The sequence below is a fragment of the uncultured Rossellomorea sp. genome (assembly GCF_947488365.1).
Classification (GTDB): Bacteria; Bacillota; Bacilli; order Bacillales; family Bacillaceae_B; genus Rossellomorea.
In genome coordinates this window covers 918,383-936,271 of record NZ_CANKZT010000001.1, presented here as the reverse complement: position 1 = coordinate 936,271, position 17,889 = coordinate 918,383, and the positions used below count along the sequence as shown (strand labels likewise).

The window sequence follows — 17,889 nt, the reverse complement described above, 5'->3', positions numbered from 1 at the left end:
CTTCAATTGGACAAGATACTAACTAGCAATGTAAAATATTTGCTAAAATGCGTGTTACATAATAAGATGATTCTTAAGAATCGTATCAATTTCTTTACGAACATATAATATGATAAAATGCAGTACATAACTTTAGGTAATAGGGATGTAAGGAATCGTTCGTTTGATGAAACAGAGCACGATTTTATGAAGTTTTAACGAAGGGGTGAAAATCATTGTTTAAATTTAATGATGAAAAAGGACAACTAAAATGTTCTTTTTGCGGAAAAACACAAGACCAAGTTCGTAAACTAGTCGCTGGACCAGGTGTGTATATCTGCGATGAGTGTATCGAACTTTGTACTGAAATCGTAGAAGAAGAGCTAGGTACAGAAGAAGAAGTAGAATTCAAAGACGTACCTAAACCTCGTGAAATCCGGGAAATCCTGGACGAGTACGTAATTGGTCAAGATCAAGCCAAGAAATCTCTGGCTGTAGCCGTTTACAACCATTACAAGCGTATCAACTCAAGCAGCAAAGTCGATGACGTTGAACTGTCTAAGAGTAATATTGCGATGATTGGTCCGACAGGTAGCGGTAAAACCTTACTTGCACAAACACTTGCACGTATTCTGAACGTACCTTTCGCGATTGCCGATGCCACTTCTTTAACAGAAGCCGGTTACGTTGGGGAAGACGTGGAGAATATTCTATTGAAATTAATCCAGGCAGCCGATTACGATGTAGAAAAAGCTGAAAAAGGCATCATCTACATCGATGAAATCGATAAAGTAGCGCGAAAATCTGAAAATCCATCCATCACTAGAGACGTTTCAGGTGAAGGTGTTCAACAGGCACTTCTGAAAATCCTTGAAGGTACAGTAGCAAGCGTTCCGCCTCAAGGGGGGCGTAAGCATCCACATCAGGAATTCATCCAGATTGATACGTCCAATGTACTATTCATTTGTGGTGGGGCTTTTGATGGAATCGAGCAAATCATCAAACGCCGCTTAGGTCAAAAGGTGATTGGCTTCGGTTCTGATCCTAAAAACGCAGAAGTAAAAGAAGACAAATCCCTTCTTTCTAAAGTCGTACCTGAAGATCTATTGAAGTTTGGGTTAATTCCAGAATTCATCGGTCGTTTACCAGTGATTTCAAGCCTTGAGCCTCTTGATGAAGAAGCGTTGGTCGAAATCCTGACAAAACCTAAAAATGCGTTGGTAAAACAATATCAAAAAATGCTTGAATTAGATGATGTAGAGCTTGAGTTCACTGAAGATGCTCTTCTTGAAATCTCTAAAAAAGCAATCGAGCGCAAAACGGGTGCCCGTGGATTACGTTCTATCATCGAAACCATGATGTTGGATGTGATGTTCGATCTTCCTTCCCGTGATGATATTAAAAAATGTATCATTACAAAAGAAACGATCCTTGAAGATGCGGCTCCACATCTAATGCTCGAAGATGGAACCATGATCGATCCAAACGAAGAAAAAACATCAGCTTAATAGCTTAAGTAAAGCCAAGAATGATCCTTCATTCTTGGCTTTTTTAATGAAACAAAATGCGTGAGTATATATTGAACAGAAAGGAACAAAGATAGCGATTTGATGGAGTGGTGGAAAAGTATCATTAATGGAAATTACAAAAGAACTTTTTACATTAGTTTTGTTGATTGAAGCGGAAGGTGCTCGACTCCTGCGGGAAAAGTGGAACAGGTGAGACCCCGGAAGCGAAGCTGAGGAGGCTCACCGCCCGCCACGCGGAAAGCGAGCATCCTGGAGCGGAAATCAACCATTACATGCTTAGGTGCATTTAGGAATAGTCCCGAATTTCTTATTTTTACTCATTTTAGAACCAGAATTTTTTTGTTTATTCCCACATGGTCAAGGAGATACTAACCGATAACAACTTGTATCTACTTGGAGGGAGACGAATGAGCTTTACTAGCATCGCTTTGTTTATCCAGTTATTCTTCGGAATAATCATTGGATTGTATTTTTGGAACCTCTTGAAAAATCAGCGAACGCAAAAAGTTTCCATTGATCGAGAGTCAAAAAAAGAGATGGAAGAGTTACGAAAGATGAGATCCATTTCATTAACTGAACCTCTTGCAGAAAAAGTAAGGCCATCAAGCTTTGATGATATTGTTGGCCAGGAAGATGGAATTAAAGCACTGAAAGCAGCGTTATGCAGCCCTAATCCTCAGCATGTCATCATCTATGGACCTCCCGGAGTCGGGAAAACCGCAGCTGCCCGATTGGTCCTGGAAGAAGCCAAGAAGAATATGAAATCCCCTTTTAAACCTGCAGCTGTTTTTGTTGAACTGGATGCCACAACCGCACGTTTCGATGAACGGGGAATTGCCGATCCGCTGATTGGGTCTGTGCATGATCCCATCTATCAAGGAGCGGGAGCCATGGGACAAGCTGGGATTCCCCAGCCGAAGCAAGGGGCTGTAACGAATGCCCATGGCGGGGTATTGTTCATTGATGAAATAGGAGAATTGCATCCTATCCAAATGAATAAGTTATTAAAAGTATTAGAAGATCGCAGAGTGTTTCTTGAAAGTGCCTACTATAATGAAGAAAATCATCAAATTCCTACCCACATACATGATATTTTTAAAAATGGCCTTCCAGCAGATTTCCGTTTGATCGGTGCGACCACTCGTACCCCGAGTGAAATTCCACCAGCTATTCGCTCGAGATGCATGGAAGTATTCTTTAGGGAGCTTGAGCATGATGAAGTGAAAAAAGTAGCTGCCAGAGCCGTGGAGAAAGTGGAAATGACGATTAGTGACAAAGGTCTTGAAACGCTTGCCTCTTACGCCCGTAATGGCCGTGAAGCGGTCAATATGGTCCAGATTGCAGCTGGAGTAGCCATTACCGAAAATAGAAAAGAAATCTTTGATCATGAACTGGAGTGGATTATCCAATCCAGTCAGCTTTCTCCACGATATCAGAAAAAAATCAATGAAGTAGCTACTATTGGATTAGTAAATGGGTTAGCCGTAACAGGGCCCAATACTGGTTCTCTACTTGAAATTGAAGTAACCGTTATCCCGGCAACGGATAAAGGGCTGATCAATGTGACGGGAATCGTGGAAGAAGAAAGCATTGGAGATCGAAGTAAATCAATCCGAAGAAAAAGCATGGCGAAAGGCTCAATTGAAAACGTGATTACGGTGCTTCGTTCCATGGGGGTCCCTGCCGATCAATACGATATACATGTGAACTTTCCTGGTGGAGTACCCGTAGACGGACCTTCAGCAGGGATTGCGATGGCACTGGGCATCTATTCTGCCATTTACCGAATTCCAGTGAAGCATACCATTGCTGTTACCGGTGAGATCAGCATCCATGGTCTCGTGAAACCAGTCGGAGGCGTGACGGCTAAAGTGAAGGGCGCGAAATTGGCTGGTGCCACTATAGCGATCATCCCTTATGAAAATCAGCAGGCAATGTTAAGTGAAATCGAGGGTATCGAAGTGATCCCGGTGAAACAGCTAAAAGAAGTATTGGATCTGGCTCTTATGAAGGAAACACCACATCAAACTGATCTCATAACAGAACAAAATAAGAAAAGTGTATAGACTGTTGACCGATTCGGGTCTATCCGAATCGGTTTGTTTTTGAATGAAAGAGAAAATGGAATAAGCGTTAAACGGCATGAATAAAGTTGTAAATACCTATTTAATAGACACTACCTAGTAAATAAGTTAGAATTGTACAAAGACTTAGAGCAAAATTCGGAGGTGTTATATGTGGCAAATCAAAATAATTTAACGGTTCCCCTCCTTCCATTAAGAGGCTTACTTGTGTATCCAACAATGGTCTTACATTTAGATGTTGGACGTGAGCGCTCCGTACAAGCTTTAGAAAAAGCCATGATGGATGATCATTTAATTTTCTTAACCACTCAAAGAGATATGAATATAGATGAGCCAACACAAGAAGATTTTTACGAAATGGGAACTCTTACAAAGGTAAAGCAGATGCTCAAATTACCGAATGGAACGATCAGAGTTCTGGTTGAGGGTTTAAACAGGGCATCAATTGAATCATTTACAGAGCAAAAAGACTTCTACGAAGTGGAAATAAAGGAATTCAAAGATTCCGATGTGAAAGAATCAGAAACAGACGCTTTAATGAGGACGTTATTGAATTATTTCGAACAATACATAAAACTTTCAAAAAAAGTTTCAGCCGAAACGTATTCCACTGTTTCAGATATTGAAGAGCCGGGAAGACTTGCGGATATCGTTGCCTCCCATCTTCCGTTGAAAATGAAAGAAAAGCAAAATGTACTTGAGACTCTTGATATCAAGAAGCGGCTTCAAATGGTGATCGAGACCATTAACAATGAAAAAGAGGTGCTGAGTCTCGAGAAGAAAATCGGCCAGCGTGTGAAGCGTTCCATGGAAAGAACCCAAAAAGAGTACTACTTACGGGAACAAATGAAAGCCATTCAAAAAGAACTGGGAGACAAAGAAGGAAAAACGGGTGAAATTGAAGATTTGACTGCGAAGATAGAACAAGCGGATATGCCTGAGGATGTTGAAAGAACTGTATTGAAAGAGCTTGCCCGCTATGAAAAAGTTCCATCAAGTTCCGCTGAAAGCTCTGTCATACGTAATTATATCGAATGGCTTGCATCCCTGCCGTGGTCGACTGAAACAGAAGATCAATTAGATATAAAACGTTCTGAACAAATCTTAAACCGGGATCACTACGGTCTTGAAAAGGTAAAAGAGAGAGTGCTTGAATACCTGGCTGTCCAGCAGTTAACTCAATCCCTTAAAGGACCTATCCTATGCCTTGCCGGACCTCCGGGTGTCGGGAAAACGAGTTTGGCCCGTTCTGTGGCTGAATCACTAGGTCGAAATTTTGTCCGAATTTCCCTCGGAGGCGTTCGTGATGAGTCAGAGATCAGAGGTCACAGGCGTACGTATGTAGGTGCGATGCCCGGTAGAATCATCCGGGGTATGAAAAAAGCAGGCACCATCAACCCTGTTTTCCTCCTTGATGAAATCGACAAAATGTCAAGTGATTTCAGGGGAGATCCTTCTTCTGCGATGCTCGAAGTACTCGATCCTGAGCAAAATTCGAATTTCAGTGACCACTATATTGAAGAAACGTATGATTTATCCAAAGTCATGTTCATCGCAACGGCGAATGATTTATCGACCATTCCCGGCCCGCTCCGGGACAGAATGGAGATCATTACGATCGCAGGTTATACAGAGCTTGAAAAATTAAATATCGCGAAGCATCATTTATTGGAGAAGCAGATTAAAGATCATGGCTTAAACAAATCGAAGCTTCAGGTCAGGGATGAAGCGATTGTCGATATTGTTCGTTATTATACAAGGGAAGCAGGGGTGAGGAGCCTTGAACGCCACCTTGCAGCCCTTTGTAGAAAAACGGCCAAGATCATTGTCTCTGGTGACAAGAAGCGCGTCGTGATTACGTCCAGCAATATTGAAGAGTTCCTCGGGAAGAAAAAATTCCGCTATGGTCAAGCTGAAATAGAAAACCAAATCGGTGTTTCAACAGGTCTTGCTTACACTACGGTTGGCGGAGATACGCTGCAAATCGAGGTGTCCTTAGCACCGGGTAAAGGAAAGCTTGTATTGACGGGTAAATTGGGGGATGTCATGAAAGAGTCTGCTCAGACGGCATTTAGTTATGTACGTTCGAAAGCGAAGGATCTTGGGATCGACGAGTCTTTCCACGAGAAATATGATATTCACATCCACGTTCCTGAAGGGGCAGTTCCAAAAGACGGTCCTTCAGCAGGCATCACTATTACGACGGCACTTGTATCAGCGCTGACAGGTAAATACGTCAATCGTGAAGTAGGAATGACCGGTGAAATAACTCTGAGGGGAAGAGTACTTCCAATCGGGGGAGTGAAAGAAAAAACATTAAGCGCTCATCGTGCGGGAATTAAAACGATTATCCTTCCGAAAGATAATGAAAAGGATATAGATGATATTCCTGAAAGTGTGAGGGGAGAATTAACGTTCATCCTTGTATCCCATATTGATGAAGTCTTAGAGAAAGCATTAGTAGGTGAAAAGAAGTGAAAGTAAATCAAGTTGAGCTAGTCATCAGTGCAGTCAGGCCTGAACAATATCCTGGCGATTTTCTTCCTGAGTTTGCCTTAGCGGGACGCTCGAACGTGGGGAAATCCTCATTCATCAATAAAATGATCGGTCGCAAGAGCATGGCAAGGATTTCATCCAAGCCAGGTAAAACCCAGACGCTGAACTTCTATAAAATAGAAGAGACCCTCTATTACGTGGACGTACCTGGTTACGGTTTTGCCAAAGTATCAAAAACAGAACGGGAAGCATGGGGAAAGATGATTGAAACCTACATCACTTCCCGTGAGCAGTTAAGGGCGGTCATCCTGATCGTGGACCTGCGCCATGCGCCAACCAATGATGATGTCATGATGTACGATTTCCTTAAGCATCATGAGCTTCCATGCATCGTCATCGCCACCAAAGCGGATAAGATCCCGAAAGGCAAATGGCAGAAACACCTGAAAGTAACAAGGGAAACGTTGAACATGGACAAAGAAGACGACCTCATCATGTTCTCTTCCGAAACAGGCCTTGGAAAAGACAAAGCCTGGGACGCCATCAAGTCTTATTATAAATAAGCTTTAAAAAGAACCGATTTCCACATATGTGGAGACGGTTCTTTTTTATGACTAAATAATGACAGCACCCATATAGCTTAAAAGTAGTATAAAAGAGGGTCTACTGAACTACGTATAAGGCTGATGGGCCTATATCATCAAAGCATATGAAAGGAAATAAAAGGATAGAGACGCATATGTACCTGTAACCGAGCTGAATCCGCTTCATCCAATAAAATGGATAATTATAAGCTGTAGAAGCTATATTTGAATTTTGAGAATTTTCTCTTTTGTTGATAAAATTATGAAAGATTAAAAATATTACAAGCTACATAAGGGGGACTCTAGACAGTGAAGAATTGGAAAAGCCTAGTCTTGTTAGTCATTTCTGTGCTTCTTCTATCAGCCTGTGGCGACAAAGCCACAACAGAAAATGGTGCGAAGTTAGTAGAGGAAGGCAAATTCATTTATGCAGCTTCAGGAGAATTTAAGCCATTCAGTGTAACAAATAATGATGGAACCATGTCAGGTTTCGATATTGAAGTGGCAGAAGCCGTTGCGAAAGAAATGGGTCTTGAACCTGAACAGAAGAAATTTAAGTTTGCAGGAATTGTAGAAGGAGTGAAATCGGGTCGTTTTGATGCGGCGGTTGCCAGCCATACGATCACGGATGAACGCTTGAAGGAAGTAGACTTCTCAACTCCTTATTATTATTCTGGCCCGCAGATCTTCGTTCGTCCGGACAGTTCTGTAGAAACATTGGATGATTTGGAAGGAATGGAGATTGCCGTTTCCAAAGGATCTACTTACGCAGAGACTGCCCAGGGAGTAACGGATAATATTCAACAATATGATAGTGATGTAGTCGCATTAGAAGCATTAAATAAGGGTAAACATGATGCCGTTATTACCGACTTCATTACTGGTAAAGAAGCGATCGCTGCAGGTTTGAACGTTGAAGCCCGTGAACTGATCGGGCGCAGTGAGCAAGCCATCGCCGTAAGTAAAGAAAATGAAAAGTTATTGGATGAAATCAATAAAGCTCTTGAAACTCTAAGAGAAGACGGTACGTTAAAGAAAATCAGTGAAAAATATTTCAATACAGACATCACATCAGATCCTGAAGAAGAGTAAAGGCAGCATGACACAGAGCGAATGTGCTTCTATGCGCATTCGCTTTTTGTCCGTTACCGGGAGAAGCTTACACGTATTGAATTGACTGGAGGGAAGTTCATGCACTTTTTTGAAACCTTAACAGGTACATATGATGTATTTCTTAAAGGGATGTTATTAACATTCCAATTAACCTTTGTTTCTGTCCTTATTGCGATTGTGATTGGTTTGTTTTTCGCGTTTCTCAAGATTTCCGGAATCAAGCCATTGGAACTATTAGCGGATTTATATATTTTCGTTGTGCGGGGAACACCTTTAATTGTTCAAATCTTTATTTTCTACTTCGGATTAACCTCATTAAATATATCAGGCTTCTGGTCTGTTGTTATGGGTCTTGCTTTCCATAATGGTGCCTACATCGCCGAGATTTTCCGTGGAGCCATCCAATCCATTGATAAAGGGCAAATGGAAGCGGGACGGTCCCTTGGAATGTCTCTTGGATTGTCCATGAGAAGGATCATTTTGCCGCAAGCATTCAGACGAGCCCTGCCACCACTTGGTAATCAATTCATCATTGCATTAAAGGATTCATCTCTTGCATCATTCATAGGGATGTTCGAATTGTTCAGTGTGGCAACGACGCTTGGTTCCAACAACTTCGATTACATGACCTACCTGCTCGTTGTAGCGATCTATTACCTGGTTCTGGTACTGGTATTCTCAACGATTGTCAATATCATAGAAAAACGGATGTCAGTTAGTGATTAATAAAGATGCGGGAGGGATGAGTGTGAGTCAGGAAATGATTAAAGTGGAAAAATTAAATAAATCCTTTGGTGATTTACACGTACTGAAGGACATTGATATCAGTGTAAAGGAAAGTGATGTGGTTTGCCTCATTGGAGCCAGTGGATCAGGGAAGAGTACATTGCTTCGCTGCTTAAACTTCCTGGAACTGAAAGACAATGGAAAGGTTGTCATAGAAGGCGATGAAGTCAACCAGGATACACATGATTTAAATAAAATCCGTCAAAAAGTCGGAATGGTATTTCAACATTTCTACCTTTTCCCTCACAAAACGGTCCTGGAAAATGTGATGGAAGCACCGGTATACGTCAAAGGGGTTTCAAAGGCCGAAGCAAAGAAGGATGCGAAAGAGCTATTAAAGAAAGTCGGCCTGGGGGATAAGGAAAATGTCTATCCATCCAAGCTATCCGGTGGACAGAAGCAGCGTGTGGCCATTGCAAGGGCCCTGGCGATGAAGCCTGAAATCATGCTCTTTGATGAACCTACCTCAGCACTTGACCCTGAATTGGTCGGAGAGGTCTTGGCAACCATGAAGGAGCTTGCTTTAGAGGGGATGACGATGGTTGTCGTGACCCATGAAATGGGGTTTGCCCGCGAGGTAGCCGACTGGGTCGTGTATATGCACGATGGCAGGATCGTGGAAGTAGGACCTCCCCAGGAATTGTTCAACGCTCCAAAAGAGCAGCGGACAAGAGAATTTCTGGATTCAGTTTTATAATAGAATTCACAAAAAGCCCGGAGTGATTTCCGGGCTTTTATTATGGAGTACATAGAATTATTTTTTCTTTATAAACAATAAGTAGACGCCGATACCAATGATGATCATCGGCCAGAATTCCCAAGCGGTCTCCACCACATTACCTCCAATGAAGCCAAACCATCCCGCCGCTTTATCATAGAATAAGAGAATGATAGAAAGGGTTAAAAAGAGCACACCTTGAAAAAGTCCTGCTCTCGTTTTCTGGTACCTGAGCAGGAAACCCAAGGCAATGATCAGAATGAAAGTCCCCATGTGATCAGGCCAGATTTCGAGTCTATTGACAACATGAAAATGCAGACCGAATCCAACGAGAATCGTTCCCGGTAATATGGCTTCATAATCTCTCCCTCCATATCCCTGTCCGAGAAAAGCAAGTCCAACAATCATCAGTAAAGTAGGCCACGTGAAGAACTCCTGAAACAGGACTATGCTCGCCTGCTGTAAGTAAAAGTATGCCCCAAAGCCGATTAAGATCATTCCTGGGAAAATTCTTTGTTGTTGTTTCATACTCTTCCTCCCGTATCTTTTTATACTAAATGTTTTAAATACTGTTTTTTCAGGGAAAATAATACATACTACTAATAATAAGCCCGGATGTCCAGGTAAGAAACCTTTCCATTACTTGATTCTTTAGGCTTGTTTTGGTACCCTACATTAGTAGGTGATGTCGAAATATAATAGATTTTTTTAGAATTGAAAATGCTTTCATGTTCATTCTTTGTTAATCTTAAATGTATATGATGAAATAAATGTTTAGCAAGTACCGGAAGAAGCATGCCTTCTTACCTTTATAAATGTATCATACTTAGGTTTCAATTTCTGTTCACATTTACGGGTCAGGAGCTTTTTAGGACATGTTATAATGAGAGTAATGATTTTAGTTGGGGGTGTAGTGCATAGCATGTATACAATAGTCGTTGGTTTGAATTACAAAACGGCCCCTGTTGAGATTCGTGAGCGTTTATCATTCAATGAAACTGATCTTCCTTTCGCTATGAAGGCTTTAAAGGAAAAGAAGAGCATTCTGGAAAATGTGATTGTTTCTACATGTAATAGAACGGAAGTCTATGCAGTAGTGGATCAGCTTCATACAGGTCGTTATTATATTAAAGATTTCTTATCTCAATGGTTCGATATAGATAAAGAGGAGTTCACACCTTATCTGTTCATTTATGAACAAGAAGGAGCAGTCGAACACCTTTTTAAAGTTGCGTGCGGTTTGAATTCAATGGTGTTGGGGGAAACCCAGATCCTCGGGCAAATTCGTTCAAGCTTCCTGAATGCACAGGAATCAGGGGCGACTGGTACAGTATTTAATCATCTGTTCAAGCAGGCAGTGACGGTAGCCAAAAAGGGTCACTCCGAAACAGATATCGGTTCCAATGCTGTGTCTGTCAGCTATGCAGCCGTTGAATTAGCTAAAAAAGTATTCGGCAGCCTGGAGAAAAAACATGTTCTTATTCTTGGTGCCGGTAAAATGGGAGAACTAGCGATCCAAAACCTTCATGGCAGCGGAGCGACTAAAGTGACGGTCATTAATCGTACGTATGAAAAGGCACAAACCTTGGCAGAACGTTTCAGCGGGAACGCTAAAACAATGAAGGAACTTCAATGTGCCCTCGTGGAAGCGGACATTATGATCAGTTCTACGGGTGCAAAGGAATTCGTGATCACAAAAGAAATGATGTCCCATGTGGAAAGCATGAGAAAAGGTCGACCTCTTTTCATGGTGGATATTGCGGTACCCCGTGATCTGGATCCTTCCATCGGAGAATTAGAAAGTGTTTTCCTTTATGATATCGATGATCTGGAAGGCATCGTTCAGGCAAACCTGGCTGAGCGTAAGAAAGCAGCCGAGCAAATTGAAATCATGATTGAAGCCGAAATTGTGTCCTTTAAAGAGTGGTTGAATATGCTTGGGGTGGTCCCGGTTATTTCAGCTCTTCGACAAAAAGCACTCTCCATCCAAGCTGAAACGATGGAAAGCATCGAACGGAAAATGCCTGACTTAACAGATCGTGAGCGAAAAGTGTTAAATAAGCATACGAAGAGCATTATCAATCAGTTGTTAAAGGATCCAATCCTGCAAGCGAAGGAATTCGCGGGCCTTCCGGATGCTGAAGATAAACTGGATTTATTTATCAATATTTTTAACATTGAACAACAAGTGCTAGAGCAGAAACAAGTAAAAGCAGCCAATGAAAAGACTGAGAGCGATCTTAAGCTTGTACCACAACCTTCTTTTCAAGCATAAGTGAGGTTATTGACTATGTTTGAACAAACGATGACTAGGCTGCATGAACTTATGATTGTTCTGTATGCTATTAGTATTCTCTTTTACTTTATAGATTTCTTAAACAAAAACCGGAAGGCGAATCTGTTTGCCTTCTGGTTACTTGCGATTGTTTGGATACTTCAAACAATCTTTTTATTTCTTTACATGATGAACACAGGCAGGTTTCCAGTCCTCACCATTTTCGAGGGACTTTATTTTTATGCCTGGGTCCTCATTACCCTGTCACTTGTCATCAATCGATTATTAAGGGTGGACTTTACGGTGTTTTTTACGAATGTACTTGGATTCATCATTATGGCGATCCATACGTTTGCACCGGTACAGGTAGAGTCTCAGGCAATGGCAGAACAGCTCGTATCTGAATTATTGTTGATTCATATTACGATGGCCATCCTTTCATATGGAGCCTTTTCATTATCCTTTGTGGTTTCCTTGCTTTATCTCCTCCAATTTAAATTATTGAAAGAGAAAAAATGGGGACAAAGGTTATTGCGGATCAGTGATCTGTCTAAACTTGAGAAGATTTCATATATTTCCAATTCCATTGGAGTAGCGATGCTTCTGCTCAGCCTGATCCTTGGGTTGCAATGGGCATATATCAAACTCCCGGATTTCATATGGTATGATCCGAAAATAGTAGGGTCATTTATTCTATTAATTTTATATAGTAGTTATTTATATCTGCGCATCAAAAAGAATGTATTTGGTAAATCATTAGCTTTTCTAAATGTTGCAGCCTTCTTGATCATACTAATTAACTTTTTCTTAGGAAGTCGGTTGTCTTCATTTCATTTCTGGTATTCATAAGATTCAGGAGGTCATTATGAGAAAAATCATTGTTGGATCGAGACGAAGTAAATTAGCACTGACACAAACAAATTGGGTGATCAATCAGTTGAAAGCACTGGACCCCTCTTACGAATTCGAAGTGAAGGAAATTGTCACAAAGGGGGACCAGATTCTTGATGTCACCCTGTCGAAAGTCGGTGGAAAAGGCTTGTTTGTAAAAGAAATTGAACAAGCGATGCTGGATAAAGAAATCGATATGGCCGTTCACAGTATGAAAGATATGCCTGCGGTCTTACCCGAAGGACTGACCATCGGATGTATACCGCTTCGCGAGGATCACCGTGATGCGTTCATCAGTAAAAATCATGTGGCTCTAAAAGATTTACCGGGAGGAGCAATCGTAGGAACGAGTAGTCTGCGCAGAGGGGCACAGATCTTATCCGTTCGTCCAGATCTTGAAATCAAATGGATCCGCGGGAATATCGATACGCGCTTAACGAAGCTTAAAAATGAGGACTACGACGCGATAATCCTTGCAGCAGCAGGATTATCCCGTATGGGTTGGACATCGGATGTTGTAACGGAATTCCTTGATCCCGACCTTTGCCTGCCTGCAGTTGGTCAAGGTGCGTTATCCATTGAATGCAGGGAAGATGATTCTGAGGTGCTTGAACTTCTTCAGAAGTTTGCTTGTGTTGAGACCACAAAGACTGTTACGGCTGAAAGAGCGTTCCTTCACAAAATGGAAGGGGGATGTCAGGTGCCGATTGCAGGATTTGCTGAGCTGAAAGACAATGGGGACATAGCCTTAACAGGGCTTGTAGCTTCACCTGATGGGAAAACGATTTATAAAGAATACATGGTGGGACAAGATCCTGAACAAGTAGGGGAAAAAGTGGCTGAAAGCTTAACAGACCTGGGTGCCAAAGCCCTCATCGATCAGGTGAAAGAGGAGCTTGATCAATAATGAAGGGTAAAGGGCCTTTAGAAAATATAAAGGTTTTGATTACTCGTGGCAGTGAGGGATCCAGTGAAACGGCCGCCCTCATAGAAAAAGAGGGAGGGGTCCCGGTTGTGGTACCTCTCCTTCATTTTCAACCTCATGAAGATAAGTGGGAAGTTAATCTTCACTCAACAATACATACGTATGAATGGATTATTTTCACCAGCACAAATGGAGTGAGATTCTTTCTTCAAGCATTGAATCGATTACGGCTCGATTTATCTTCATTTTCCGGAAAGTTTGCTGCAGTCGGAAGTAAGACAGAACAATATTGCAAGAAATATGGAATCCCTGTTTCCTTTGTGCCAGAACATTTTACAGGGGATGACTTTGCAGAAGAATTCATTTCGAAAGTGAAGCCGTCAGGGGACGTCCTGATTCCAAAAGGGAACTTGGCACGAAACGTCATTGCTTCAGTGTTAACCTCTGCAGGAGTATCCTGTGAGGAATGGATTGTCTATGAAACTGTCCTTCCAAAAGGGAGCATCGGGCAGTTGAAGGATATCATTAAAGAAGAGGATCCAGATATCATTACGTTTACCAGCTCATCGACGGTCCATCATTTTATGAAGGTGGTCAATCAGTACACTTTGCATGATGAGATCAGGGACATTCCCATTGCGTGCATTGGTCCCATTACAAAAAATACGGCTGAAAAGTACGGATTACATGTAAAAATCTGTCCAAGCATTTATACTGTAAATGAAATGGTAAACGAGATGAAAGAATTTATAGCAAATAGATCATCAAAATAAAGCTTTATCTACTTAGGAGGTTTACATATGAAAGATCTGCATTTTAACCGTCATCGTCGCCTGCGTCAATCAGATCATATGCGTGCGTTGGTAAGAGAAACTCATCTAAGAAAAGAAGATTTAATCTATCCATTGTTTATAGTGGAAGGGGAAAACATTAAGAATGTCGTTCCTTCCATGCCAGGAGTTTATCATATTTCCCTTGATAACTTAAAAGCAGAGATGGATGAAGTGGTTTCCCTGGGTATAAAATCCATTATTCTTTTCGGTGTGCCAGCTGAAAAAGATGAGGTAGGAACACAAGCGTATCATGACCACGGGATCGTACAACGGGCAACCCGGTTTGTGAAGGAACATTATCCTGAGCTTGTCGTCATTGCCGATACATGTTTATGTCAATATACGAGCCACGGACATTGTGGAATCGTCAAAGATGGAAAAGTACTGAACGATCCTACGCTTGATCTATTAGCAAAAACGGCTGTCAGCCAGGCTGAAGCGGGTGCTGATATCATTGCCCCTTCCAATATGATGGATGGATTCGTTGCAGCGATCCGCCACGGATTGGACGAGGCCGGCTATCATGATGTGCCGATCATGTCATATGCCGTTAAGTACTCCTCAAGCTTCTATGGTCCATTCCGTGATGCCGCACACTCAACTCCGCAATTCGGAGATCGCAGAACGTATCAGATGGATCCTGCCAATCGCCTGGAAGCGTTAAGAGAAGCACAGTCCGATATTGAAGAAGGCGCAGACTTCTTAATTGTCAAACCTGCCCTTTCCTATTTAGATATCATGCGGGAAGTGAAAGACCGTTTTAATGCGCCGGTTGTCGCTTATAATGTTAGTGGAGAGTACAGCATGGTGAAAGCGGCGGCTCAAAACGGCTGGGTAAACGAACAGGAAATCGTAATGGAAAAGCTGACTAGCATGAAACGTGCGGGTGCAGACCTCATCATTACGTATTTCGCAAAAGATGTAGCGAATTGGTTATCCTAATTGGTGGAAAGTTCCTGTAAGGATGACTGAAAGATCACTAAAGGAGGAACCGATATTGCGTTCATATGAGAAATCGAAGCAAGCGTTCAAAGAAGCAGTAAAGCTAATGCCCGGCGGAGTGAATAGTCCCGTTCGCGCATTCAAATCAGTTAAGATGGATCCCATATTCATGGAAAAAGGAAAAGGATCTAAAATTTACGATATTGATGGAAATGAATACATTGACTATGTTCTATCCTGGGGACCACTCATTCTTGGTCACAGCAATGACCGCGTGGTGGAGTCCATTAAAAAAGTAGCGGAAAACGGGACAAGTTTCGGTGCCCCGACTGAAATCGAAAACAAGCTAGCCCAGCTTGTAATTGAAAGAGTACCAAGTATCGAAGTCGTACGTATGGTGTCTTCTGGTACGGAAGCGACGATGAGTGCCCTTCGTCTGGCTCGCGGATACACAGGCCGCAATAAAATCATCAAGTTTGAAGGCTGCTACCACGGTCATGGTGACTCTTTATTAATCAAAGCAGGATCCGGTGTGGCGACTCTTGGCCTGCCTGACAGCCCTGGTGTACCTGAAGGCGTGGCAAAGAACACGATTACGGTGCCTTACAATGATTTAGAAAGCATCCGCTATGCCTTTGAACAATTTGGTGATGATATTGCCGGTGTGATCGTAGAACCTGTTGCCGGTAATATGGGGGTCGTTCCACCTCAGCCAGGCTTCCTGGAAGGCCTGCGTGAAGTCACGGAGAATCATGGTTCACTGTTAATATTTGATGAAGTCATGACCGGGTTCCGTGTCGGATACGGATGTGCCCAAGGCTACTATAACGTAACACCCGACTTAACTTGCTTAGGTAAAGTGATTGGTGGAGGTCTGCCGGTAGGTGCATATGGCGGTAAGGCTGAAATCATGGAGAGAATCGCTCCAAGCGGTCCGATTTATCAAGCTGGAACTCTATCCGGAAATCCATTGGCGATGACAGCTGGATATGAAACCCTGAGCCAGCTGACTCCTGAAACGTACACAGAGTTTGCCCGCAAAGCAGACCTGCTGGAAGAAGGCTTAAAGAAAGCGGCAGAAAAGCACAACATCCCTCACAGAATCAATCGTGCAGGCTCCATGATCGGGATCTTCTTTACGAATGAAGAAGTAACCAACTACGAAGGTGCCAAGTCGTCTGATCTTGATATGTTTGCTGATTACTACCGTGAAATGGCACACGAAGGTGTATTCTTGCCACCTTCCCAATTCGAAGGACTATTCTTATCGACAGCTCATACAGATGAAGATATTGAAAAGACCCTTGAAGCAGCGGAAAAAGCGTTTGAAAAGATTAGTAAGAAGTAGTGATGATAGCCGATCCTTTTTAGGGATCGGCTATTTATATTCGTTTTCCTATCATAATCCTCCTTTTCGTTTCATAAAGTGATAATGGCATTGTTTACTATTTCTTTGTTTGGAACCTGAAAGGAGGAATTTCTTTTGTCACAAGAACAACAATCGTGTTTGCGATTTTCCTTGGAAGAATCAATTTGGTTTAAAAAAGGACAGGAAGTTGAAGAATTGCTATCTATCTCCTTAGATCCTCATATAACGATACAAGAGCAAGAGCAGTACGTACTTATCAGGGGAAGCCTTGATCTTTCCGGTGAATATTTACCAACTTCACCTAGGGACGAAGAAGAGGATGAGTTTGAAGCAGGTGGTAAGTTTGTACAAATAGTGGAAAAGAGGGAAAAAGGTGAGTATGAATTTGTCCACCGTTTCCCTGTCGATGTGACGATTCCGAAAAATAGAATTGCCAATCTGGGCGATATCGACGTATTCGTTGAGTCATTCGATTACATGGTTCCTGAGAATGCTTGTTTAAAATTGAATGCCGATTTAACGATTACAGGGATTTATGGTGAACAGCAGACGCACACTCCCCTTGAAGCTGAATTTAGCAGAGAGGAAGAATACGAGCCGCTTTACCGTTCTAGTGCAGTTGCCGAAGTAGAAGAAGATACAGCGGAGGAAGAAGTAGAAACAGAAGAAGAGCAAGAAGAAAGAGAAGAAGTATACGAGTATGAGAACTACGACGTCGAAGAATTAACGGCGAACGTTGAAGAGCAGGAGGAAGAAGAGGATTCTGAAGACGACGAGTACCAGCCGTTTAATCTGGAAGGACGGACACCACCATCTGAAGAGGAGGATGAGATACCCGTACAGATTCAATACGGTGCTCAGCCAACTCATTCCTATGAGGAAAATTATTTCAGGAAAGAAAACGTGTTTGAGTTGCCTCAGCATGAACTAAGTGAGTCATCAGAAGAGCAGCCGTCTGAACCAAAGGCCGCCTACACGCCGCCTCCTAAATACAAGCAGCAGGAAGCCGAAGAAGAAGAGTCGTCCTCATCAGCTGTAGAAGCGGAGATGGAAGAAAGCGGGGAAGAACCGGAAGAAAAGAAAAAGACAAAAGGTAAAAAGAAATATGAAAGCATTTCATTAACCGATTTCTTTGCAAGAAAAGATGAGGAAAAGGGCGCAACATTACGGGTATGCATTGTTCAAGAGGGTGAGACCCTGGACTATATTGCAGAAAAGTATGATTTGACCATTCCGCAGCTATTAAGGGTCAATCAACTTGAAGCCAATCAAGACGTCTATGTAGGGCAGGTTCTTTATATCCCGAAAAGCGAGTATGTCTTCAAAGGGTAGAGGAATATGGGTAAAGTCGTTCCCGCTTAAGAC

15 protein-coding genes are annotated in these 17,889 nt (G+C 42.3%); 14 read left to right on the top strand and 1 reads right to left on the bottom strand.

Annotated features, from left to right (window positions below; genetic code table 11):
- Positions 1–215 precede the first annotated feature (215 nt).
- From clpX to Q1B03_RS04945, 7 genes are all read left to right on the top strand, one after another.
- Positions 216–1,487, top strand: coding sequence for an ATP-dependent protease ATP-binding subunit ClpX (clpX, locus tag Q1B03_RS04975; protein ID WP_113969530.1), 1,272 nt, complete (start codon positions 216–218; stop codon positions 1,485–1,487).
- A gap of 428 nt (positions 1,488–1,915) precedes the next feature.
- Complete coding sequence (gene lonB, locus Q1B03_RS04970; RefSeq protein WP_299738825.1) at positions 1,916–3,574, top strand: ATP-dependent protease LonB; 1,659 nt, start codon at positions 1,916–1,918, stop codon at positions 3,572–3,574.
- A 171-nt stretch (positions 3,575–3,745) separates the two neighbouring features.
- Positions 3,746–6,070: an endopeptidase La gene (gene lon / locus Q1B03_RS04965; protein ID WP_299738823.1), complete on the top strand. Its 2,325-nt coding sequence runs from the start codon at positions 3,746–3,748 to the stop codon at positions 6,068–6,070.
- A complete protein-coding gene (yihA, locus tag Q1B03_RS04960; protein WP_299738821.1) occupies positions 6,067–6,651 on the top strand; it encodes a ribosome biogenesis GTP-binding protein YihA/YsxC in 585 nt (194 codons plus the stop codon). The genes lon and yihA overlap by 4 nt, the downstream gene beginning before the upstream one ends.
- 330 nt (positions 6,652–6,981) lie before the next feature.
- On the top strand, positions 6,982–7,764 hold the full coding sequence (locus Q1B03_RS04955; RefSeq protein ID WP_299738819.1) for a transporter substrate-binding domain-containing protein: 783 nt from the start codon (positions 6,982–6,984) through the stop codon (positions 7,762–7,764).
- Positions 7,765–7,863: 99 nt separating this feature from the next.
- On the top strand, positions 7,864–8,511 hold the full coding sequence (locus Q1B03_RS04950; RefSeq protein WP_044339486.1) for an amino acid ABC transporter permease: 648 nt from the start codon (positions 7,864–7,866) through the stop codon (positions 8,509–8,511).
- A 16-nt stretch (positions 8,512–8,527) separates the two neighbouring features.
- The gene (locus Q1B03_RS04945; protein WP_044339672.1) at positions 8,528–9,268 is read left to right on the top strand and encodes an amino acid ABC transporter ATP-binding protein; all 741 of its coding nucleotides are present in this window, start codon (positions 8,528–8,530) and stop codon (positions 9,266–9,268) included.
- A 57-nt stretch (positions 9,269–9,325) separates the two neighbouring features.
- Here Q1B03_RS04945 and Q1B03_RS04940 read toward each other — a convergent pair whose 3' ends face one another.
- Entirely contained in the window at positions 9,326–9,817 is a 492-nt protein-coding gene (locus Q1B03_RS04940; RefSeq protein ID WP_299738816.1) for a LiaI-LiaF-like domain-containing protein, read from the bottom strand.
- A gap of 394 nt (positions 9,818–10,211) precedes the next feature.
- On the opposite strand from Q1B03_RS04940, the gene hemA reads away from it, so the two are divergent.
- From hemA to spoVID, 7 genes are all read left to right on the top strand, one after another.
- The gene (hemA, locus tag Q1B03_RS04935) at positions 10,212–11,564 is read left to right on the top strand and encodes a glutamyl-tRNA reductase (RefSeq protein WP_299739650.1); all 1,353 of its coding nucleotides are present in this window, start codon (positions 10,212–10,214) and stop codon (positions 11,562–11,564) included.
- 15 nt (positions 11,565–11,579) lie between these two features.
- On the top strand, positions 11,580–12,413 hold the full coding sequence (locus Q1B03_RS04930; RefSeq protein ID WP_299738814.1) for a cytochrome c biogenesis protein: 834 nt from the start codon (positions 11,580–11,582) through the stop codon (positions 12,411–12,413).
- Positions 12,414–12,429: 16 nt separating this feature from the next.
- The gene (gene hemC, locus Q1B03_RS04925; protein WP_299738812.1) at positions 12,430–13,362 is read left to right on the top strand and encodes a hydroxymethylbilane synthase; all 933 of its coding nucleotides are present in this window, start codon (positions 12,430–12,432) and stop codon (positions 13,360–13,362) included.
- Entirely contained in the window at positions 13,362–14,153 is a 792-nt protein-coding gene (locus Q1B03_RS04920; RefSeq protein ID WP_299738809.1) for a uroporphyrinogen-III synthase, read from the top strand. Before hemC ends, Q1B03_RS04920 begins: the two co-directional genes overlap by 1 nt.
- Positions 14,154–14,180: 27 nt before the next feature.
- Positions 14,181–15,155 (top strand): porphobilinogen synthase, encoded by a 975-nt coding sequence (gene hemB / locus Q1B03_RS04915; RefSeq protein ID WP_299738807.1) that lies wholly within the window; start codon positions 14,181–14,183, stop codon positions 15,153–15,155.
- A 55-nt stretch (positions 15,156–15,210) separates the two neighbouring features.
- On the top strand, positions 15,211–16,503 hold the full coding sequence (gene hemL, locus Q1B03_RS04910; protein ID WP_299738802.1) for a glutamate-1-semialdehyde 2,1-aminomutase: 1,293 nt from the start codon (positions 15,211–15,213) through the stop codon (positions 16,501–16,503).
- A 135-nt stretch (positions 16,504–16,638) separates the two neighbouring features.
- On the top strand, positions 16,639–17,856 hold the full coding sequence (spoVID, locus tag Q1B03_RS04905) for a stage VI sporulation protein D (protein ID WP_299738800.1): 1,218 nt from the start codon (positions 16,639–16,641) through the stop codon (positions 17,854–17,856).
- Positions 17,857–17,889: the final 33 nt, after the last annotated feature.

Coding starts and splice junctions, on each gene's coding strand:
- lonB (WP_299738825.1), top strand. CDS start 1,916: ATGAGCTTTACTAGCATCGCTTTGTTTATCCAGTTATTCTTCGGAATA.
- Q1B03_RS04950 (WP_044339486.1), top strand. CDS start 7,864: ATGCACTTTTTTGAAACCTTAACAGGTACATATGATGTATTTCTTAAA.
- Q1B03_RS04945 (WP_044339672.1), top strand. CDS start 8,528: ATGAGTGTGAGTCAGGAAATGATTAAAGTGGAAAAATTAAATAAATCC.
- Q1B03_RS04940 (WP_299738816.1), bottom strand. CDS start 9,817: ATGAAACAACAACAAAGAATTTTCCCAGGAATGATCTTAATCGGCTTT.
- hemA (WP_299739650.1), top strand. CDS start 10,212: ATGTATACAATAGTCGTTGGTTTGAATTACAAAACGGCCCCTGTTGAG.
- Q1B03_RS04930 (WP_299738814.1), top strand. CDS start 11,580: ATGTTTGAACAAACGATGACTAGGCTGCATGAACTTATGATTGTTCTG.
- hemC (WP_299738812.1), top strand. CDS start 12,430: ATGAGAAAAATCATTGTTGGATCGAGACGAAGTAAATTAGCACTGACA.
- Q1B03_RS04920 (WP_299738809.1), top strand. CDS start 13,362: ATGAAGGGTAAAGGGCCTTTAGAAAATATAAAGGTTTTGATTACTCGT.
- hemB (WP_299738807.1), top strand. CDS start 14,181: ATGAAAGATCTGCATTTTAACCGTCATCGTCGCCTGCGTCAATCAGAT.